Annotated in this window: 13 protein-coding genes and 1 riboswitch; of the genes, 9 read left to right on the top strand and 4 right to left on the bottom strand. The window is 36.5% G+C overall.

From position 1 onward, the window contains the following. Positions 1-209: 209 nt before the first annotated feature. Entirely contained in the window at positions 210-2984 is a 2775-nt protein-coding gene (locus ABE048_RS08260) for a DEAD/DEAH box helicase (RefSeq protein WP_430310507.1), read from the bottom strand. Then, on the bottom strand, positions 2981-4552 hold the full coding sequence (locus ABE048_RS08255; RefSeq protein ID WP_430310505.1) for a hypothetical protein: 1572 nt from the start codon (positions 4550-4552) through the stop codon (positions 2981-2983). Before ABE048_RS08255 ends, ABE048_RS08260 begins: the two co-directional genes overlap by 4 nt. 225 nt (positions 4553-4777) lie before the next feature. On the opposite strand from ABE048_RS08255, the gene ABE048_RS08250 reads away from it, so the two are divergent. The 9 genes from ABE048_RS08250 (at position 4778) to ABE048_RS08210 (ending at position 17271) form a co-directional block, all read left to right on the top strand. Next, positions 4778-5245, top strand: coding sequence for an IDEAL domain-containing protein (locus ABE048_RS08250; protein ID WP_430310504.1), 468 nt, complete (start codon positions 4778-4780; stop codon positions 5243-5245). Positions 5246-6846: 1601 nt separating this feature from the next. Then, on the top strand, positions 6847-11274 hold the full coding sequence (locus ABE048_RS08245) for a S8 family serine peptidase (RefSeq protein ID WP_430310503.1): 4428 nt from the start codon (positions 6847-6849) through the stop codon (positions 11272-11274). Positions 11275-11588: 314 nt separating this feature from the next. Beyond that, positions 11589-12350: a hypothetical protein gene (locus ABE048_RS08240; protein ID WP_430310502.1), complete on the top strand. Its 762-nt coding sequence runs from the start codon at positions 11589-11591 to the stop codon at positions 12348-12350. 121 nt (positions 12351-12471) lie between these two features. Then, positions 12472-12581, top strand: a riboswitch (TPP riboswitch). Positions 12582-12690: 109 nt separating this feature from the next. Next, positions 12691-13698: an ABC transporter substrate-binding protein gene (locus ABE048_RS08235; RefSeq protein WP_430310501.1), complete on the top strand. Its 1008-nt coding sequence runs from the start codon at positions 12691-12693 to the stop codon at positions 13696-13698. Between the two features lie 12 nt (positions 13699-13710). Further along, on the top strand, positions 13711-14001 hold the full coding sequence (locus ABE048_RS08230) for a thiamine-binding protein (protein ID WP_430310499.1): 291 nt from the start codon (positions 13711-13713) through the stop codon (positions 13999-14001). Continuing rightward, entirely contained in the window at positions 14001-14744 is a 744-nt protein-coding gene (locus ABE048_RS08225; protein WP_430310498.1) for an ABC transporter permease, read from the top strand. The genes ABE048_RS08230 and ABE048_RS08225 overlap by 1 nt, the downstream gene beginning before the upstream one ends. Positions 14745-14748: 4 nt before the next feature. Beyond that, on the top strand, positions 14749-15501 hold the full coding sequence (locus ABE048_RS08220) for an ABC transporter ATP-binding protein (protein WP_430310497.1): 753 nt from the start codon (positions 14749-14751) through the stop codon (positions 15499-15501). Beyond that, entirely contained in the window at positions 15498-16265 is a 768-nt protein-coding gene (locus ABE048_RS08215; protein ID WP_430310496.1) for a TatD family hydrolase, read from the top strand. The genes ABE048_RS08220 and ABE048_RS08215 overlap by 4 nt, the downstream gene beginning before the upstream one ends. A 310-nt stretch (positions 16266-16575) precedes the next feature. After that, positions 16576-17271, top strand: coding sequence for a YqjF family protein (locus ABE048_RS08210; RefSeq protein ID WP_430310494.1), 696 nt, complete (start codon positions 16576-16578; stop codon positions 17269-17271). Positions 17272-17324: 53 nt separating this feature from the next. Here the strand turns inward: ABE048_RS08210 and ABE048_RS08205 are convergent, their stop codons facing one another. Further along, on the bottom strand, positions 17325-18005 hold the full coding sequence (locus ABE048_RS08205) for a hypothetical protein (protein WP_430310493.1): 681 nt from the start codon (positions 18003-18005) through the stop codon (positions 17325-17327). Between the two features lie 217 nt (positions 18006-18222). Next, entirely contained in the window at positions 18223-18435 is a 213-nt protein-coding gene (locus ABE048_RS08200) for a sporulation histidine kinase inhibitor Sda (RefSeq protein ID WP_430310492.1), read from the bottom strand. Positions 18436-18749 lie beyond the last annotated feature (314 nt).

The raw sequence follows: 18749 nt of genomic DNA, 5'->3' as shown, positions 1-18749 counted from the left end.
AGAATGGATAAAAGTAGTGAAAAATGTTCTATCTAAAATCTTGTTGCTAGATTGTGTGAAATTTTCAACAAATATTTAGAATCTATTCAATTCAAGTAAAGAGGCTGTCCAAGAGTGAATGAATAGCTCACTTTTGGACAGCCCCTAAACTCATAATTTTATCCTAAATATACCTTAGTTAAAACAACAGATAATCCCTAAGTCAAACATTAAAAACTAAATGACAGTAAATTCATAATGTCTTCGTCCTTTAATTCAGTAATCCACTGGCTAGATTGAATAAGATCTTCGGACAAAGCTTGTTTTTCGGTGAGCAATGTATCAATTTTCTCTTCAATTGTACCTGTCGTGATGAACTTATGGACATGCACAAATTGTGTTTGACCGATTCGGTAAGCCCGGTCTGTAGCTTGGTTTTCAACAGCTGGATTCCACCAACGATCAGCATGAAGAACATGATTTGCTGCTGTTAAATTCAGGCCGGTACCACCTGCTTTTAAAGACAGGATGAAAATCGGAAACTCTCCTTTTTGGAAAGACTCCACGAAATAGTCACGCTGTTGCTTTGGCATACTCCCTGTTAAAAATGGCACATCAATATCATATAGCTCAGATAAGCAGTGTTGTAATAGATGCCCCATGCCAATATATTGTGTGAAGATTAAGCATTGCTCCTGATTATTTGCAATATCAGCAGCAAGTGTCACGATACGATCTAGCTTTTCAGAACGACTTAACATATCTTCAGCATTTTCAAATGGTTCCTTCAAATAAAGAGCAGGGTGATTACACAGCTGTTTTAATTTACTAAGCATTTTCAAAATAAGGCCTTTTCGTTCAAAACCAGATAATGTTTCAAGCTTATGTGATGTTTCTTGGATAAAGCTTTCATACAAAACAGCTTGTTCTTCTGTAAGCGGACAATATTCACGTTGCTCCAGTTTATCAGGAAGATTAAGCATAAGAGCAGGATCCTGTTTCGTACGACGTAACAAAAACGGTTGAATTTTCTTACGTAGACGGTTCTTATGATTTTCTGATTCATCACGTTCAATTGGTGCAATAAACTCTTCTTGGAACCGAGAGAAACTACCAAGGTAGCCTCGATAGATAAAGTCAAAAATTGCCCATAACTCAGATAAGCGATTTTCTACAGGTGTACCAGTTAAAGCAATATGATGTTTGCCATGTAGTTTACGAATCGCTTTTGACTGTTTCGTATGCATATTCTTAATATTTTGAGCTTCATCAAGTGTAATATTTGCCCATTCCCGATTTTCGAGCATTTCTACATCTTGTGTAATCGTTCCATAAGTAGACAGAACAACTTGAGGTTTTTCCTTTTCAATATAAGCATCAAAAGCAGTATCTTTTAATCGGTTTGAACCATAATGCAAATAAACTTTCAATGATGGTGCAAAACGTTCTATTTCTTTTTGCCAGTTACCCAGAACGGATGTTGGACAGATGATTAGAGTAGGTTGAGCATCCGATTCCTGATCATAAATGTGTAGTAAATAAGAAATTAGCTGAACGGTTTTCCCAAGCCCCATATCATCGGCTAAACAAGCCCCAAAGCTTTGTTGACGCATAAAGACAAGCCATTCAAATCCTTCTTGTTGATAAGGACGTAAAGTGGCATGCAAGTGATCGGAAACATGGACAGAGGGCATTCCTTTCTTATCAACCAATTTTTGGATATAATCACGTAATGATTTTTGCATCTCAAATTGGAAGAATGGATCATCACGGTTTTCGTCATCATCATCTTCATCAGGGATAATCAGCTCTTCTGGCAACTCTTGGAATAATAAATCACGAACTGTCCAATTTTCGTTCTCTGCTTTATCCATTAGTTTGCGGATTTCTTGCATCCATGCAGCGTCTACACGAACCCATTCCGTACCAGCACGGATAAATTCACGATTATCATTAACCATTTGTTGGAATTCATCTATAGATATATCTTGGCCGTTTAAAGAAAGTTTCCAATCAAATGTCAAAATTTCTTGAAGACCTGCTGCAGATTTATAATTTGATGCTGTACTTGCACTAGCACGAACTTTGATGCGAGAATCTTTTAAATCCTTTAGCCATGCAGGAAGGACAATTTCAAACCCAAGTGCTTGTAAACGCACAAAATCTGCACGCAAAAACTCACGTACATCTAAATCCTTTAAATGCAATGAAAGGAAGGTATTTGAATCAATGTTTTGCATATAATTTTGTGTACGTAATAATTCAACCATTTGTTGTTGTAAATTTTGAATGCCTATTGCATGATGTTTCCATTTATCGGGTAGTGCATTTTCAATTTGAAGGGCACGTTTTCGAACAGGAGGTGCCCAAAAGTTAACGCTTTTTTTATTTCGAATGACCGTTTCAAGAATCCATTCGTCACTATCTTCTGCTGGTTCACGAAGACGTAATCCAACATAGATTTCATCATCGACTGTTTTAGATGTAATTGGCCATCCACCATTACGGAAGAAAGGTAGTAACGAAGGAAGATCACTTATTGTTAAGCCTGCTTCAATAAGTTTTTGTGTTAATCCCATTTTCAGTAGTTTTTCTGTTAAATCATCGATTGGTAAGTCTAAAGTGAAATCATCTTTACCAATCGTAATATGATTCCATAAATCTTGACTGTACCAATATGTAGAAGCATTTGAAGCGGCTTCTACCCAATGGCTCGAATTTTCATCTATTCCAACATAAGTGATATATGGATGCTTTTGTTCGATTGAAAACAATTCGACCATTTCAAGAGGTGTTAATGTAATATGGTGAGACGAATGATTTGCCGTTAAACCATAATAGGCAGGTTCATATTGGAAAAAGAGAAAAGAGAGCCATTCGTTTGCAAGTATGGGCTCGCCACTTTGCTCATGTGCTTGCAAAGAAAAGGATTGTCCCGTTTCGGTCTCTATCTCAAGTAGGATGGACTTTAAAAAGGTATCGGGCACTTTTGCATTGATTGTCATAGCTTCAAGTTTCCTTTCTCAATTTCTTCTTGTAATGCACGAAGTCGTTTATATTGATGTCTAGTTTGATCGACATAATTATTCCAAAATTCATTTTTTCCACTTTTTTTAGCAGCGGCCTTCATTTTTTTCCAAACACGAACTGCTTGCTTATAATGTTGTCGTGATTTTTGATTTAGTTCGGTCATGGCTAGTGCATGGTATAAAGGCAAAAGGGCCTCCGGATTTTCTTCAAATACGGTTTTTAAACCACATAGCTCTAAATAGGCAAGGGAAGAAGGAAAGCGATGATGTAGTGCCGTCCATTCCATATAACGTCCTCGATCAATTAAAAACAATGAATAGGGTTGCATACCATACATACCTGAAGCTGAAAATAAAACTTCTGCTTCTTCGTCATTAAGATCGATTTTTGAACATAATTTATTGAAAGCGTTAACAAAGGCTGAACGATATCGGGTTGATAGCCAAGAATTAATGAACGAATTCAAACAAGGCAACATCGCACGAAGTATCATGGATAACGCTTTGTCATCCTCATTTCGATCAGCAAAACGCGCCAAATCCATCCAAACTAACATATCTGCATCATTGATACTTGCTAACTCCTGTTCTAAGTCGTCATATTTTTTCAGCATAATAAAGAACATAGATTCAATGCTTTCAATTTTGACGTCATCTGCAATATGACGATCATTTTTAATCAACGCTAATTCTGATTCACGACGAGATTTTTCATTGAACATGGATTCCCAAAACAACGTATATATATATAATCGTTGTTCAAAATTGCCCGCTTGATGCAATAAAAAATAATTAACGATTTTTTGCAATGTATCATAGAAAGGATCAGTCGCAAAAAGACGTGATTTCGAAGAGGTTAATCGAATATGTTCTTTTACTTTTTCGGCTTCATGTTCAATAAAGTTATTGAAATAGGTTTTATAAGATTCTGTTGTTGTCTTCAAATGCTTCCAAGTATGAGAAAGCAGCGCAATATGAGTAAATAGCTTATACAAGCTTTGCCATTCACGTTCAAGAGGGGTATGCTTGAAAATTTGTCGTTCCATATCTGCGAAAATGCTCTCCACTAAATAAGGATTTAGCACAGGCTGATTGTATAAATTGGATTTATAAATATTTTGTGCAAGACCCAGCCAGGCTTCGGGTGATCGTTCTTCTTTCAACAAATTCATCTGTGCAGATTTTTTCGAGCGAAAACTCTCAAGCCAAGTAGATAAGGAATCAATATATTGATATAGAACAAACAAGGCCGCCAGCTTATGACGGCACCAATGTTCTTTTGGGCAATCACAAGAAAGATTACCCGTATTTATATGAAATGTAACATTCGTAGGTGTTGCATCTTGCACAACAAACGAAATGACATTACGTTCTTCACTATAAGAACTAATTTTTACGTAGTTGTGACGAGCTAAAAACGCTGCACGTCGCACCAACTCTTCATCTTCAGGATTTGAAGCATGGAGATCTAGACCAATTTGAGCCATTTGATTACGAATAAAATCCTCGTAACCTTTGGCAATATCAGAAATATTCGTATTCATATCATTCGCTCCTGCAAAAAAAACTTTCCTTTCATTATAAAACTTTTCTAACCAATCCGTAAATGTAAAAGGAAATATTTCACTAGAAAGCTTTTTTACATTGTGCTAATTTGATGAAAATTGGGGAGAAGTTCAGAAAAGACGACAAATATTTTTGTGTCAAAAAACGGTATTTCATGATATTATATTAATAATCAGAATATTCCTTCAAAGGAGGGAGCTTTTATGTTAGAAGTGAAAAGAATGGAACCATTCTACACGAAACGAGATGGAGCACGACTTAAAATGGTTTTTGCCTATCAATATTTCTCTATAATAAAGGACGAGGAACTATTCCATTTCATCCCTGTAGAAGGAAAAGAAATTGTGATTAATCTATCATCATTACAAATTGAAAATCTATCGGAAGTATTCGTATTCCAAAAAGGAAGCCGTTTTATCCGCTTACCTTTATATCAATTACTCTTAGTTTCTAATATTCACGACCATCTAGAACTTATTTTAGATGAACTTGAATTGAAACGAGGCGAAAAGTTATTGAGTGCACCATCAGAGATTGATGTATTGATTGAAGAACTTGAAGATCGCAATCGATTACGCCTAATCGATTACGCATTATCTTCACGTGACGAAGAGCTATTTTATAAATTAGCAAAAGAGTTAAAACGCATGGAGGACTCACAAGTTGAATAAGCAATTCCCATAGAAAGCACCTACTCATCTCTAATATGACTAGGTGCTTTCGGTTGTATCCAACCCAAACGAGGCAACACAATCATATACATATTCTCAAAAATGCCCTATAACACAATAAAAATAATATGCGCATTACGATGCGATTTATCACTGAAATTAAAAAAATTTACAAAATGCACAGGATGAATGATACAAAGTTAATTTATAGCATAAATACAAGAAATTTTATTTAATCCAGAAAAACGCAAACAGTACAATCAACACGAATGCAACACAACTCCCATAGATCCATATCACCGCATCAAAAAAGTCCAATCCCATTCGCTTCCAGAGTCCTCTCATCTTCACCCTCCCACCATCTCATATTCAACTTTAACCAAACATATGCAAAGCTAAACGCTATTGACAATAAATTCGAAATAAACAATGAAATAAAAACCTTCAAAGTTGTAATAACACGCTAAGATGGGCAACAATCAATATCGAAAATGTAATAAACAAAGACGAGTCAAGATTTGAAATAGAGCTTTATTAAGAGAAGTACCTTGCTACAAAGTCCCGTAAAAACTCCCCAAAACTAAACCCTATACATCTAAAATCACAATTTCAAAATCAATTTTAATGCTAATTAGAACTAGGTCAGATTTAAAGTCAAATGGATAAGATTTCCTGAGTAAATATATATATAGATAATTCGTACTGTTAATATGAAAAAACGCATTGTTATTATAGACCTATATGTATGTGATGTGTTTTCACTGCTATTTCATAGAGCGTACATATGAAATTTTTTTAGTTAACCCAATAAATAAATACAGTAGACTCGATTTCATAATGCAAAATTTATTAAAATATACGAACATTTCATATTTGGATAATCCAAGTTTGATGCCAGAATGAATAGTTATCGATAGAGCGAAAGACAGGCGACTCCTGCGGGAAGAGCAAGCTAATCAAGACCCCGCACGAACGAAGTGAGGAGGAGGCTTGATGCTTGCCCGCGGAAAGCGCCTGTCTGTAGCGATATAATATGCCTAGAAAAGGATTTATGAAATTGATTCATTAAGAAAATAGAATCTAATTAATCCAACTTGAAAACATTAGAAATTGTTTGGTGTTAATTAGTTCTATTAACCTAACTTATAAACTTGAAATTCAATGGACAATTTTCCTCTTTATCCACTTTATGGGTTCAAATATGCATTTTTCGATCAATAAGAAAGTGGCTATTTTTAGTAATGATTTTTCATAGCTCACAAAATCCTATTAATATCAAGGGTTTTGGCTATATTAATATATTTTACATAGAATCATATATTGCTTTTTTTCATACTAAAGTCCTTGGAATAATTAGGGAATAATGATTAATTTAAAAAATGCCTAAAATTTTCGACACAATGTGGCAAAGTTTTTAATTCTGTTAATTTATAGTAATTCTAACAACTAGAGATTCTGTTTAGCACCTTTGTATCTGTTTGCCTAAATGTCATTTTAGGAAAGGAGGCAAGGTGTTTTTCTTTGGATCTTTCTAGGATTTCCTAGAAAGAATGCTAGCTTCTAGCAAAGAAATACATTTTCTAAAAATGAAAAAGGGAGGAATGCAATTGAGAAAGCAAAATGGTTCATTCAAAGTATTTAGTCTAGCTACATCTGCACTTATGGCGATATCACTGATTTCGCCGAATATCGCTGGCGCAACAACGAATAATCTTCACCAGTCCTTTAGAGACTCTAGCCAAAATTCAAGTGTTGTGAAGGATAAAGTGAGCAGCAGCTTGCTTGAAGATTTTAAAAATGATGAAAAATTAACTTTCTTGATCAAATTCAAAGAAAAAGCATCTGCAAATAAAGTCGCAGCAGAAGCTAGAAAAAGTGCAGAGAAGGACAAGTTATCTGCACAGCAAACGAAATTTGTTCAGCGCTCTTCAGTAGTTTCAAATCTGAAGGCAACTTCCCTAGAATCACAGGAGAATGTGAAACAATTCTTAGAAAAAGAAGAGGATAAAGGGAATGCAAAAGACATTGAATCGTACTTTATCGTAAATGGAATGGCCGTTACAGCTACAAAAGAAGTGGCTGAAAAGGTTGCAACATTTGATGAAGTAGAAAAAGTGCTGCCAAATGAAACCCGTCAACTCTATACGACAAAGACAAGTACTGAAGATGAAGCAAAAATAAAAACTGTTGTTGAACGTAAAGCCCAATCTGCTACAAATAGCAAAGCAAAAAATGCAGTTGAAGAAAAGGCTAAAACTTCAAGTATCGAATGGAATGTTGAAAGAGTTAAAGCTCCAGAAGTTTGGGGCATGGGAATTGATGGAACGGGAACCGTTGTCGCAAGTATTGATACAGGTGTTCAATGGGATCATCCAGCACTAAAGGCAAAATATCGTGGCTATAATGCATCGACTGGACAAGTATCGAATGATTTCAACTGGTATGATGCAACATCAGCAGGTCGAGCTACACCATATGACGATATTGGACATGGAACACATGTAACAGGAACAATGGTAGGGAGCGAAGCAAATGGATCTAACCAAATTGGTGTTGCTCCAGGTGCAAAATTCATTTCTGTTAAAGCATTTACCTCAAACGGTGGAACAGATGCTGATCTTTTAGAAGCAGCACAATGGATTCTAGCGCCAACAGATTCAAACGGTAATGCACGAGTAGATATGGCACCTGATATTGTCAACAATTCATGGGGAGGCGGTCCAGGACTTGACGAATGGTACCGTGATGTCGTTCGAAACTGGCGTGCAGCTGAAATTTTCCCAGAGTTTTCAGCAGGGAACACAACATTAACAAATCCGGGTGGTGCGGGATCTGTAGCAGCACCAGCAAATTATCCTGAAAGCTTTGCAACAGGAGCCATTGATATTAACAATAAGGTAGCGAACTTCTCTCTTCGTGGCCCATCACCATACAATGAGGTCAAACCTGACATTTCTGCACCTGGTGTCAATATTCGTTCATCGGTACCGGGGAGTGCTTATGAAGGTGGATGGAATGGGACATCCATGGCGGGTCCTGCAGTTTCTGGTGTAGCAGCACTTCTTCGTCAAGTGAATGCAAATTTAACTGTTGATGAGATGGAACAAATTCTTATCAATACAGCAACACCTTTAACAGACTCACAATATCCGCAAACACCAAATCATGGCTATGGTTATGGATTAGTGGATGCTTATCAAGCTGTATCGTCTATCGCTTCAGGTCTTGGTACTCTTCAAGGTCAAGTGACAAAACAAGGAAATGACAACGAAGCGCCAGTGCTAAAACATACAGCTCCAAAAGAATCTTATGCTGGTATGGATTTAGATCTAACAGCTTCAGTATCAGATAACATTAGCGTTTCATCTGTCGTATTAAAATACAAAGATGAAAATGGTGTGTGGCAAAACATTACAGCGAGTCGTAAATCGGGTGATTACAAATCAGGAGAGTTTGGTGTAACTATTCCTGGTGCACGTATCCCAGTTGGCGACTTTAAATACAAATGGGTGATTAATGATTTCGGTAATAATGAGGTTGTGAGTGATGAATACACTGTAAAAGTGAAACCGGGCATTACAGTTGGATATTCTGAAAGCTTCGAATCACAACCAACTGGCTGGTATTCCTTTGGTAATGAAAACAGCTGGGAATGGGGCAAACCAACTTCTGGTCCAGGAAAAGCTGCATCTGGCGAAAAAGTATATGCAACAAATTTAGCAGGGAATTATGCGAACAAAATGAACGCTACATTGGTAATGCCACCAATCGATCTGCCAGAAGGTAATTCTTACTTGCAATTTAAACAATGGTATAATTTCGAAAAATCTTCATCTGGTAGAGCTTATGATTACGGCAATATCTTTGTATCGACAAACAAAGTAGACTGGACACAACTATTAACCGTTTCAGGTGCATCAAATGGTTGGTTAGATGCTGAAGTAAACCTTTCTGCATATGCAGGTCAACGAATTTATATCGGCTTCAATGCATTCTCAGATTCAAGTGTTGTTAAAGAAGGCTGGTATATTGATGACGTAGCATTAGCTAATGCTTCCCAAACAGGCAAAGTATCAAAAGGAAAAGATAAAAACAATACGAATAGCAACAATGGGAATATAGGAAAAGGTCAGGATAAAGATGCTGTAAAAGAATCGATTGATCCTAAAACAATTAAACCTGTATTACCAGTGAAAGACGAGAAGCCTATTGAAGAAACAATTGTGAATCCAACACTTCTTCCGTTAGGTGCTCAAGTTAGTGTACTAGAAACGAATCGTTCCGTTTACTCAGATCCTGCTAACGGATCTTACTCACTGAAACATAGTTCAGGTACATTTACTGTAAAGGCTGAAGCATATGGATTCACATCAAAACAACAATCAGTGAAAATTGAAGCAGACAAATCGACAAGTGCCAACTTCACATTACAAGAAATTGCCCAAAATACGGTGAGTGGCAAAATCACGGATGAGTCTACAGGTGAAGGAATAGCAGGTGTAACCCTCTTACTTGAAGAGGATGCGAACATTACTCCTGTTACTACAGATGCAAATGGTAATTATTCTTTAACTGCATATCATGGAGACTACACATTGAAAATAGTCGCTCGTGGTTATCATAGCCAAGAAATACCAATTACAATCGGTTCAGAAGCCAATACAAAGAACATTATTCTAAAACCATTCTACACTTATCCAGGTGGGGAAATTGGCTATGATGATGGTACAGCTGAAAATGCACGTGCCTTCAATGCTGCTGGTAATGCATGGGCTGTGAAAATGTCTCTTCCTGAAGGAAAAGAACAAGGTATTGTTACAGATGGTGTGTTCAGATTCTGGGATACAACATGGCCAAATCCAGGTGGAACAGCCTTTGCTGTTGAAGTATGGGATGCAACTGGTGCTGATGGATCTCCTGGTAAAAAACTTGCAGGGCCTTTTAATGCAACAGCCCTACGTAATGGCCAGTGGACAGTTGTTGACTTAAGTGAAAATAATATTACTGTCAACGGAGACTTCTACATGGTATATCGCCAAACAAATGCAAATCCAAACACTCCTGGACTTGCAACGGATGAAGATGGCAAAAATGCTGGCAGAAGCTATCAAAGCGTTTCAGGAGCATGGTCAAAATCACCAGTAGCTGAAGGTAACTATATGATTCGTGCTCGTGTCAGCTATGAAGTGAATGGGCCAGTAATCACTTCACCAGTAGCTGGTAATGTAACAAGTGAAGGATCCATTCAAGTTGAAGGGAAAGCTTCTCCAACGACTGAAATCACGTTAAAACAAAATGGCAAAGAAGCAGGTAAAACGGTTGTTGGAGCGGATGGCAAATTCTCTATTCCAGCTAAATTAGTAGAAGGAGCTAACACATTCTCAGCAGTTTCGAAACTGAATGGAAAAGTAACAGGTGAATCTGAATCTGTTAAGGTGATCCTAGATACGACAAACCCTACCCTAACAATTGATAGTCCACAAGATGGTGCTAAAACAAACCGTGAGACTACTACAGTTGAAGGAACAATTGCTGACGAAAACCTTGATTGGGTAAAAGTAAATGGCAAAGACGCAAAAGTTACGAACGGTAAATACTCTCTTCGTATACTTTTAGATGAAGGCGTTAATGAAATCAAAGTAGTAGCTCAAGATAAAGCAAAAAATAAAGTGACGAAAAAAGTAACAGTAACTGCTGATTATACAGCACCAGTTATTGAAAACTTAACGCCAACGAATGATATGACGTTATCAACTGGTAAGACAGTTAAAATTGTATTTGACAGCGAGCCAGACTTAAAAGCATCATTCTTCATTCATATGCCATTAACAAACGTAAACGATACTGCACAAAACGCAACAGAACTACCTATGTCTGAAGAATCAGCAGGACATTATGTTGGTTATTGGACTGTACCGGATGGAACTGTAGCAGATGGAGCAGTCATCGAAGTAAAAGCAGTAGATAGTTTTAAAAACGAAACACTCAAAAAAGCAGCGGGTAAACTTTATATTAATCTTCCAAAATAATGAAAAAAGCCTCTGATCTAAGGGTCAGAGGCTTTTTTATATTAGGTAGTAACATGATTGAGAAGGGTGGGGAGCTTACTTCCATCCTAACAAATAAGGTTGTTCACTAAGTTTAGTTTTATGGAAGATATAGTTTTAATTAGTAAAAAATTTTATAGAAAGTTGATTGAGGTGGAGGATAGTCAGTTCGCCCACGGAAAGCGGAGCTAATTCCACTTCTTCCAATATCAGATATATATTAAAATTTACCTAAACACACGAACTATCTCTCATCCAAATTTGCGCATACACTACATTAAAGGGGTGGATGAGAATTGAGTGAATATGAAACTTGGTTAAAGAGCATCTTGCCACCGTCAGCAAAAATTCTGGAATTGAAAAATTCTAACAATAGACCGGCCATTTTATTGGCAGATTTAGATGGAGACCGGGTAAAGGAACTAGTCGTTGCTTACCAAAATAAAGGTCAAAATTATCTGCTATTATTTAAAAAATCCATTGATGATTGGTATCCTGTTATAGAGATAAAAGGAAAGGGAAACGCAATTACGGATTTAATGGTTGTTCCATTAACAAATCGTGGAGTAAATACATTAATTGTTGGCTGGCAACTAGGAAGTATGTTGTCGCAATTAGTTTTAATACAATGGCAAATTCATGGGTTCATTAATCTACTGACAAACTACGTGGAATATAGTAAGTTGTATGCGGAAGATATGCATGGAAGATATGGGAAAGATGGTCAATTTGAATTGGCTATTTGGATACATGATATGGGAGAGGCCTATATTGTAGATGTTTATCGATATAATGGTAAGGGACTTATGAAAGCAAACGACCATTATCCAAACTATTTTAAAAAAGTCATCGCCTATTACAAACAATTATTAATGAGAGCTAACCTCCCAGATTATTGGTACTATTTAGCTGATGCCCAACTAAAGGTAAAAGAATTCGATCAAGCACTTATCTCTATTAACAAGGCACTATCTCTTACAAATGGAAATCCTTCAAAAGAAAAAATGATAGCATTAAAGAATGAAATATTGAATAATCGGAAACAAAACGAGACTTGATTTATATTCCAAATGTTGTTCCATGGTACTGAAAAATTCAATATAGCTAACTTTTTGTAATTAATTCCATTATTACATTGTTCAAATCTTTGCTATAATGGAAGGGAAAAGTTCATATGTTTTAAGAATGTAGGGGGGCTGGTGATGCCAGCTGAGAATGTATCCGATAGATACTGACCCTTAGAACCTGAACTGGTTAACACCAGCGGAGGGAACATCAGCTAAAAATCATAGAATGATCTTCAAACAACGATCTTTTAGAATGCATGTTAACGTCCGGTAGGTTCCGGGCGTTTTTTCTTTGCATTGAACTTGTAAAACCACACAGATGGAGGCAAGAATGGTGAAAAAGTTTTATGTGTTATTGTTAGTGGCAATCCTTGCTTTAGCAGGTTGTCAGTCAAAGGAGTCTAAGAATTCAAATGAAAATACAGCAGGCTCTAAGAAAGAACTAAAAAAAGTAACGCTTGTATTAGATTGGACACCTAATACAAACCATACTGGACTATATGTTGCAAAAGAAAAAGGATTTTTTAAAGAGCAAGGTTTAGATGTAGACATTATTCAACCAGGTGATACGGGAGCAGATCAACTAGTTGCGACTGGTAAAGCTGATTTTGGTGTAAGCTACCAAGAAGGAATTACACAAGCAAGAGTACAAGGTGTTCCAATCGTATCGATTGCAGCGATTATTCAGCACAATACTTCTGGTTTTGCATCACCAATCGCGAAGAATATTAAAACGCCAAAAGATTTTGAAGGAAAAACATATGGCGGATGGGGTTCACCAGTAGAAAAGGCCGTTATTGATTCATTGATGAAAACCGAAAATGCAGATGTAAAAAAAGTAGATATTATCAATGCAGGAGACGCTGACTTCTTTACAATGGTCAAAAAAGATGTGGATTTTTCATGGATCTACTATGGATGGACAGGTATAGAAGCGGAACTTCGTGGCGAAAAATTAAATATGATCTATTTAACGGATTACAGTAAAAAACTGGATTACTACACACCAGTATTAGCAACAAATGAAAAAATGGTCCAAAATGATCCGGAAACAGTGAAAGCATTTGTCAAAGCAGCTTCACAAGGTTACCAATATGCTATTAAAAATCCAGATAAAGCAGCAGATATTCTAATCAAAGCTGTACCAGATTTAAACCCAAAACTTGTGAAGAAAAGTCAAGAATGGCTTGCTGATAAATATCAAGATGATGCGAAACAATGGGGCGAGCAAAAACTTGAAGTTTGGGAAAACTATGCAAACTGGATGAGTGACAATCACCTATTAGAAGGCAAATTCGATCCTGAAAAAGCATTCACAAATGAATTTTTACCACAATAGGAGGAAATGAAAATGGCTAATTCTTTAATCAGTGTTCAAATTATACCGAAAACAGAAAAGTACGAAGATGTGATTCCTTATGTCGATGCAGCGATTAAAGTAATCGATGATTCTGGCGTAAAATATGAAGTTCATCCTCTTGAAACAACGATGGAAGGCGACATTCTTGAGTTGATGAATATCATTACGAAAATGAATGAGAAAATGGTTGAGCTAGGATGTGTCAATGTCATTACCCAAGTGAAAATTCTTTATCAACCATCAGGCATTACAATGGATACATTAACGGAGAAATACCGTTAATGAAATGGTTACGAAACAATGGAGGGGCGATTTTTCTCCTCCTCTTTCTTTTAGGTCTATGGGAAATCATTGTACGAATTACGGATACACCAGCTTGGCTTTTACCAGCACCATCTAAAATTTTCATAGAAGGATTCAAAGTGATTCCTAGTTTTTCCATTGATATTCTTGCAACAACAAAGTTATCACTACTAGGTCTAATCATTGGTAGTGCAGTAGGTTTCGCTATAGCTGTCATTCTACATATTTTACCGATTGTACAGAAAATGACGTACCCGTTACTCATTCTTTCACAAAACATCCCAATCATCGTTTTGGCACCTTTACTAATTATTTGGTTTGGGTTCGGTATTATGCCAAAACTGATTATTATTGGGCTCGTATGTTTTTTCCCAATCGTAGTTGCTGCACTAGATGGTTTCAAAAATACGCCACCTGAGCTCAAATATTATATGCAAATGGCCGGTGCATCTAAAACGCAGATGTTCTGGAAACTAGAATTGCCTTATGCACTACCGTCTGTATTCTCAGGGTTAAAAATTTCAGCAACTTACAGTGTCATGGGTGCAGTTATTTCAGAGTGGCTAGGTGCAAAACAAGGAATCGGCGTGTATATGACCTTATCGCAAGCATCCTTCCGCACAGATCACGTTTTTGTAGCCATCTTTACTATCATGCTATTAAGTGTGCTCCTATTTGGCCTTATTCGTATATTTGAAAAGATGTTTATTAAAGGCAGGTAGAAAAATGTTATTAAATATTGAACATGTTAAGAAGCAATTTGCTGACACTGAGGTTTTACGTGATATCTCACTTCATGTGGAAGAAGGCGAATTTGTCGCACTGCTTGGACCCTCAGGAAGCGGTAAAAGTACCATCTTCAACTTGATTGGCGGAATTATTGAGCCAGATAACGGATCCATTTCTTTGAATAACAGTATCATTCATGGCAAGCGTGGATTAATCGGTTATATGCCACAGCAACCATCACTATTTCCATGGAGAACTGTGCTTGAAAATGTAGTACTTGTTCAAGAATTATCAGGAAAGCCCAATATTCAAGAAGCGAAAGAATGGCTGAAAAAGGTGGGATTAGAGGAATTTGAAAATGCTTATCCCATTGAACTCTCAGGGGGAATGAAGCAACGTGTTGCCTTTATCAGAGCGATGTTAAGTAAACAAAACTTACTCTGTCTAGATGAACCATTCTCAGCTTTAGATGAATTCACAAGAATCAATATGCAAAAATGGCTTCTTTCCGTATGGGAAGAGAATCGGAAATCCATCTTATTTGTCACACACAGTATAGAAGAGGCGCTATTTTTGGCAGACCGAATTTATATTTTAACGAAGCGGCCAACGATGGTTAAGGAAGAAATTGTCGTACCTTTTGCAAGACCGAGAAACGAAACCCTCTTAAATAATGAAAAATTCTTTCATATGAAGCAGGAAATTTTTGACCTATTAAAAGATGAATTGGATGAGGAGTTATCACGATGATCATCGATGCGCATATTCACTTTGATCAATACAATAAGGAACAGCAGGAGTTAATATTAAAAGAAATGCACCCAAATGAGGTGTCACATCTGATTTCTGTTTCAACTGATCTGGAGTCATGCGAGGCGAATTTAGCTTTATCAAAAATGGACCATCGCATATTACCCGCTTTTGGCTTCCATCCTGAACAGCCAGTACCAAACGAAGCAGCTCAGGCTCAACTTTTTGAATGGATAAAAGTAAACAAAGATTGCATGATTGCCATAGGGGAAGTAGGGTTACCTTACTATTTAAATAAAGAAAAGGGCGTTGACTATAGCCCCTATATTGACCTGTTAGAAAAATTCATCGCACTCACAGCCAAGTTAAATAAGCCAATCGTTTTGCACGCAGTCTATGAGGATGCAAAAATTGCCTGCGATTTATTAGAAAAATATCAAGTAAAAGCTGCTCATTTCCACTGGTTTAAAGGAGATGCACAAACTGTAGACCGAATGATTTCAAATGGATACTTCATCTCTATCACACCAGATGTTCTATATGAAGAGGAAATTCAACAGCTTGTTCATCAGTATCCACTCGGACAGTTGATGGTCGAAACGGACGGACCATGGCCATTCGAAGGTCCCTTCACCGGGCAAATGACACATCCTAAAATGATCAAAGCAACCATAGAAAAAATAGCGAATCTAAAGCAACAACCTATTGAAAAAATAGCCGCTGTGCTCTATGCAAATACGAAAAGATTTTATAGCATTTTATAGAAGAAACTCCTCTAGATTACTTGATCTGGAGGAGTTTTGCGTTTTGTGGGGAAATACTCGCGTTTTCAAAAATTATTTTTGTGAATTCATTGACTTTATTCGCTCTCTGCTCGGGTTTATTGGCTCTTTCCTGCAATTTATTCGCTCTCTTCGGAAGTTTATTCGCTCCATTTAAAATTGTATTCGCTCTCTCAGCAAATTACGTCCTCAAATCAATGAGGAAGCGCGGCATAACCATATTTATGCCTCTGTTTGAAACTAAACAACATAGTGAATACTTAAATCATGCGATTTTATGAGGAGGTATTCGATGAGTAAGCTACCTTGGGTGATGATGCAGGAATGGCATGATGTCTATTTTCTTCATTGGCCAATTGCAGCAGAAGATATACGGCAATATATTCCGCAAGAATTGGAGATTGATACATTTGAGGATAGGGCTTGGCTGGGGATTGTATTTTTCAAAATGAAGAATTTTAGAGCCAGATTTATGCCAGCCATACCAAGCATAAACACCTTTTATGAGCTAAATGTACGAACATACGTGAAATATAAAGGTAAATCAGGAGTTTACTTTTTTAGTTTAGATGTGAACAACAAGATCATTGCTCAGATTCATAAAGCTATGGGTATCTTACCTTTCCGCTATGCCAATATTACGGAGAAGCATCATGAAAATGGAGTAACTTTTCAAAATAGATATGAGCAAATAGGGAAGACCCCTGAAGTATTAATTGTATCTGTTGAACCTATAGCGGAACCTATCCAGAGGACACCATTAGAATATTGGTTAACTGAACGCCATCTTTTATGGACGAAAGTAAAGGGAAGGTTAATCAGACAATATAACCGACATTCGCCGTGGACATTGCAAAGAGCTTTATGTACGATTCATGAAAACTCGATGGCAACTTATTTAATGCGTAATGTTCAAGGAAATGAACCCATTGCACACTTTTCAAAATACAAAAAAGCTTTCCTTTACTTACCGGTAAAAGAAAGCTAACAATTATTTGTAAATACCTAATTTCATTCAATTAACTATCCATTTTTCATCGATCAATAGGAACTATAGAAGTATGGATAAAATTGCTTCATGATTGCTTCTGCGATCATATCAGACATTTGTAAAGCTTCCATGACAATTTGATCAAATACAGCGATGTCTTCTTTATATTTTTTCTGAATCATATTTACAGCTTCTTGTTTCGTCAAGTCTAAGTGAGTATAGAACATTTCTTTGAGTTTGGATGGGTCTATATACGGATTAATACTACTTAAAAACAAAACAATATCGTCTCCGTTTTTATACCATTCTTTCTCTTTTGCAGCAGCCGTCGCGGCATCGCCTTTTGCAGCAGCTGTAACCAATTCTGCTGCAATCGTTAGATGATCATGAATGAGCGAGGTGTATCGATCGGCAATTTGGTCACCGTAAAATGGACGGATGCTATTCCCTAAGTCTGTAGCATTCTTTAAGAGACGCTCTTCAACAAATTTTAGATTTGGTAAGTTGAAGACGATACTCGTAATAACCAACCGTGTCCAATTGACATGCTCCATCCAAAGAAGACGATTCATATTTAAATAATCGACTTCCGCCTTGCTTTTACAACGGTTATCATGAATGGATGGCGGTTGATGGAGAAAAAAGCGTACAGGAGCAGTGTATTGAGAGTGCGGTTGTTTATACATCTGTCCTAATGAAAATGTGGTAAATCCACTTGAATAAGGATACAATTTTCATCCCCCTTTAATTAACAAGCTCAATACCAGTAAGTGATAAGCGCCTATAAACTAGAATATGCTGGCTCTGCTGATAGTGTTAAAGTAATTCATTAAGATACTTATTAATCAATAGGAAAAAATAGATCTTTATTAAAATGAAATGGAAAAAATTTTAATCATAAACAAACATTATGCATCACAAAATCATTTTCGTAAGGGAGAGAGGGTATCATGCAAGGTTAAAATATTCATTGACTACATTAGAATCAAGCGTTAAAGATTGGATAGTTAAAATATCTTCTGTTTTGGATGTAGTTATCAACTTTACCACGATACGACGATAGATTTCGTCTTCTAATAAACGAATAAAGTCTAAATTCAAATTATTAGTTTTCGCGTCATTGTATGACTTGATCAATAATTCGTCTGATAGTGTTTCCATTGATAATCTCACCTCCCAGTGAATAAAATTAATGTTCTATATTATGAATTTGAAGAATATATTGGTAATTTGCTAATGTGTACACTTAATTTATCAAAATGTTTAGTACAACACAACCGGTCACTTATCCACAAGAATCCGTGGATAAATTGTGATTAACATGTGTGGATAAATGGTAAAGTATTAAGCAAACTGTGTGGAAATTGTGCATAAACTTATCCACAACTTACTAAGTTGGGGAAATTTGTCGAAAAGTTTTTATGAAAATCTCGCTTACATTTGTAATTTATAGTAAAAACTGAACATATGATACT

Origin of the sequence: Rummeliibacillus pycnus, from assembly GCF_050459865.1 — a bacterium.
Classification (GTDB): Bacteria; Bacillota; Bacilli; order Bacillales_A; family Planococcaceae; genus Rummeliibacillus; species Rummeliibacillus pycnus_B.
The sequence above is the reverse complement of the archived record's forward strand: the minus strand, read 5'-3'. Positions and strand labels throughout refer to the sequence as shown.

Bases quoted from the DNA above. Each gene is read 5' to 3' on its own strand.
- ABE048_RS08250 (WP_430310504.1), top strand. From the start codon at position 4,778: ATGTTAGAAGTGAAAAGAATGGAACCATTCTACACGAAACGAGATGGA.
- ABE048_RS08235 (WP_430310501.1), top strand. From the start codon at position 12,691: ATGGTGAAAAAGTTTTATGTGTTATTGTTAGTGGCAATCCTTGCTTTA.
- ABE048_RS08245 (WP_430310503.1), top strand. From the start codon at position 6,847: ATGCAATTGAGAAAGCAAAATGGTTCATTCAAAGTATTTAGTCTAGCT.
- ABE048_RS08260 (WP_430310507.1), bottom strand. From the start codon at position 2,984: ATGACAATCAATGCAAAAGTGCCCGATACCTTTTTAAAGTCCATCCTA.
- ABE048_RS08200 (WP_430310492.1), bottom strand. From the start codon at position 18,435: ATGGAAACACTATCAGACGAATTATTGATCAAGTCATACAATGACGCG.
- ABE048_RS08210 (WP_430310494.1), top strand. From the start codon at position 16,576: ATGAGTAAGCTACCTTGGGTGATGATGCAGGAATGGCATGATGTCTAT.
- ABE048_RS08215 (WP_430310496.1), top strand. From the start codon at position 15,498: ATGATCATCGATGCGCATATTCACTTTGATCAATACAATAAGGAACAG.
- ABE048_RS08220 (WP_430310497.1), top strand. From the start codon at position 14,749: ATGTTATTAAATATTGAACATGTTAAGAAGCAATTTGCTGACACTGAG.
- ABE048_RS08255 (WP_430310505.1), bottom strand. From the start codon at position 4,552: ATGAATACGAATATTTCTGATATTGCCAAAGGTTACGAGGATTTTATT.
- ABE048_RS08225 (WP_430310498.1), top strand. From the start codon at position 14,001: ATGAAATGGTTACGAAACAATGGAGGGGCGATTTTTCTCCTCCTCTTT.
- ABE048_RS08230 (WP_430310499.1), top strand. From the start codon at position 13,711: ATGGCTAATTCTTTAATCAGTGTTCAAATTATACCGAAAACAGAAAAG.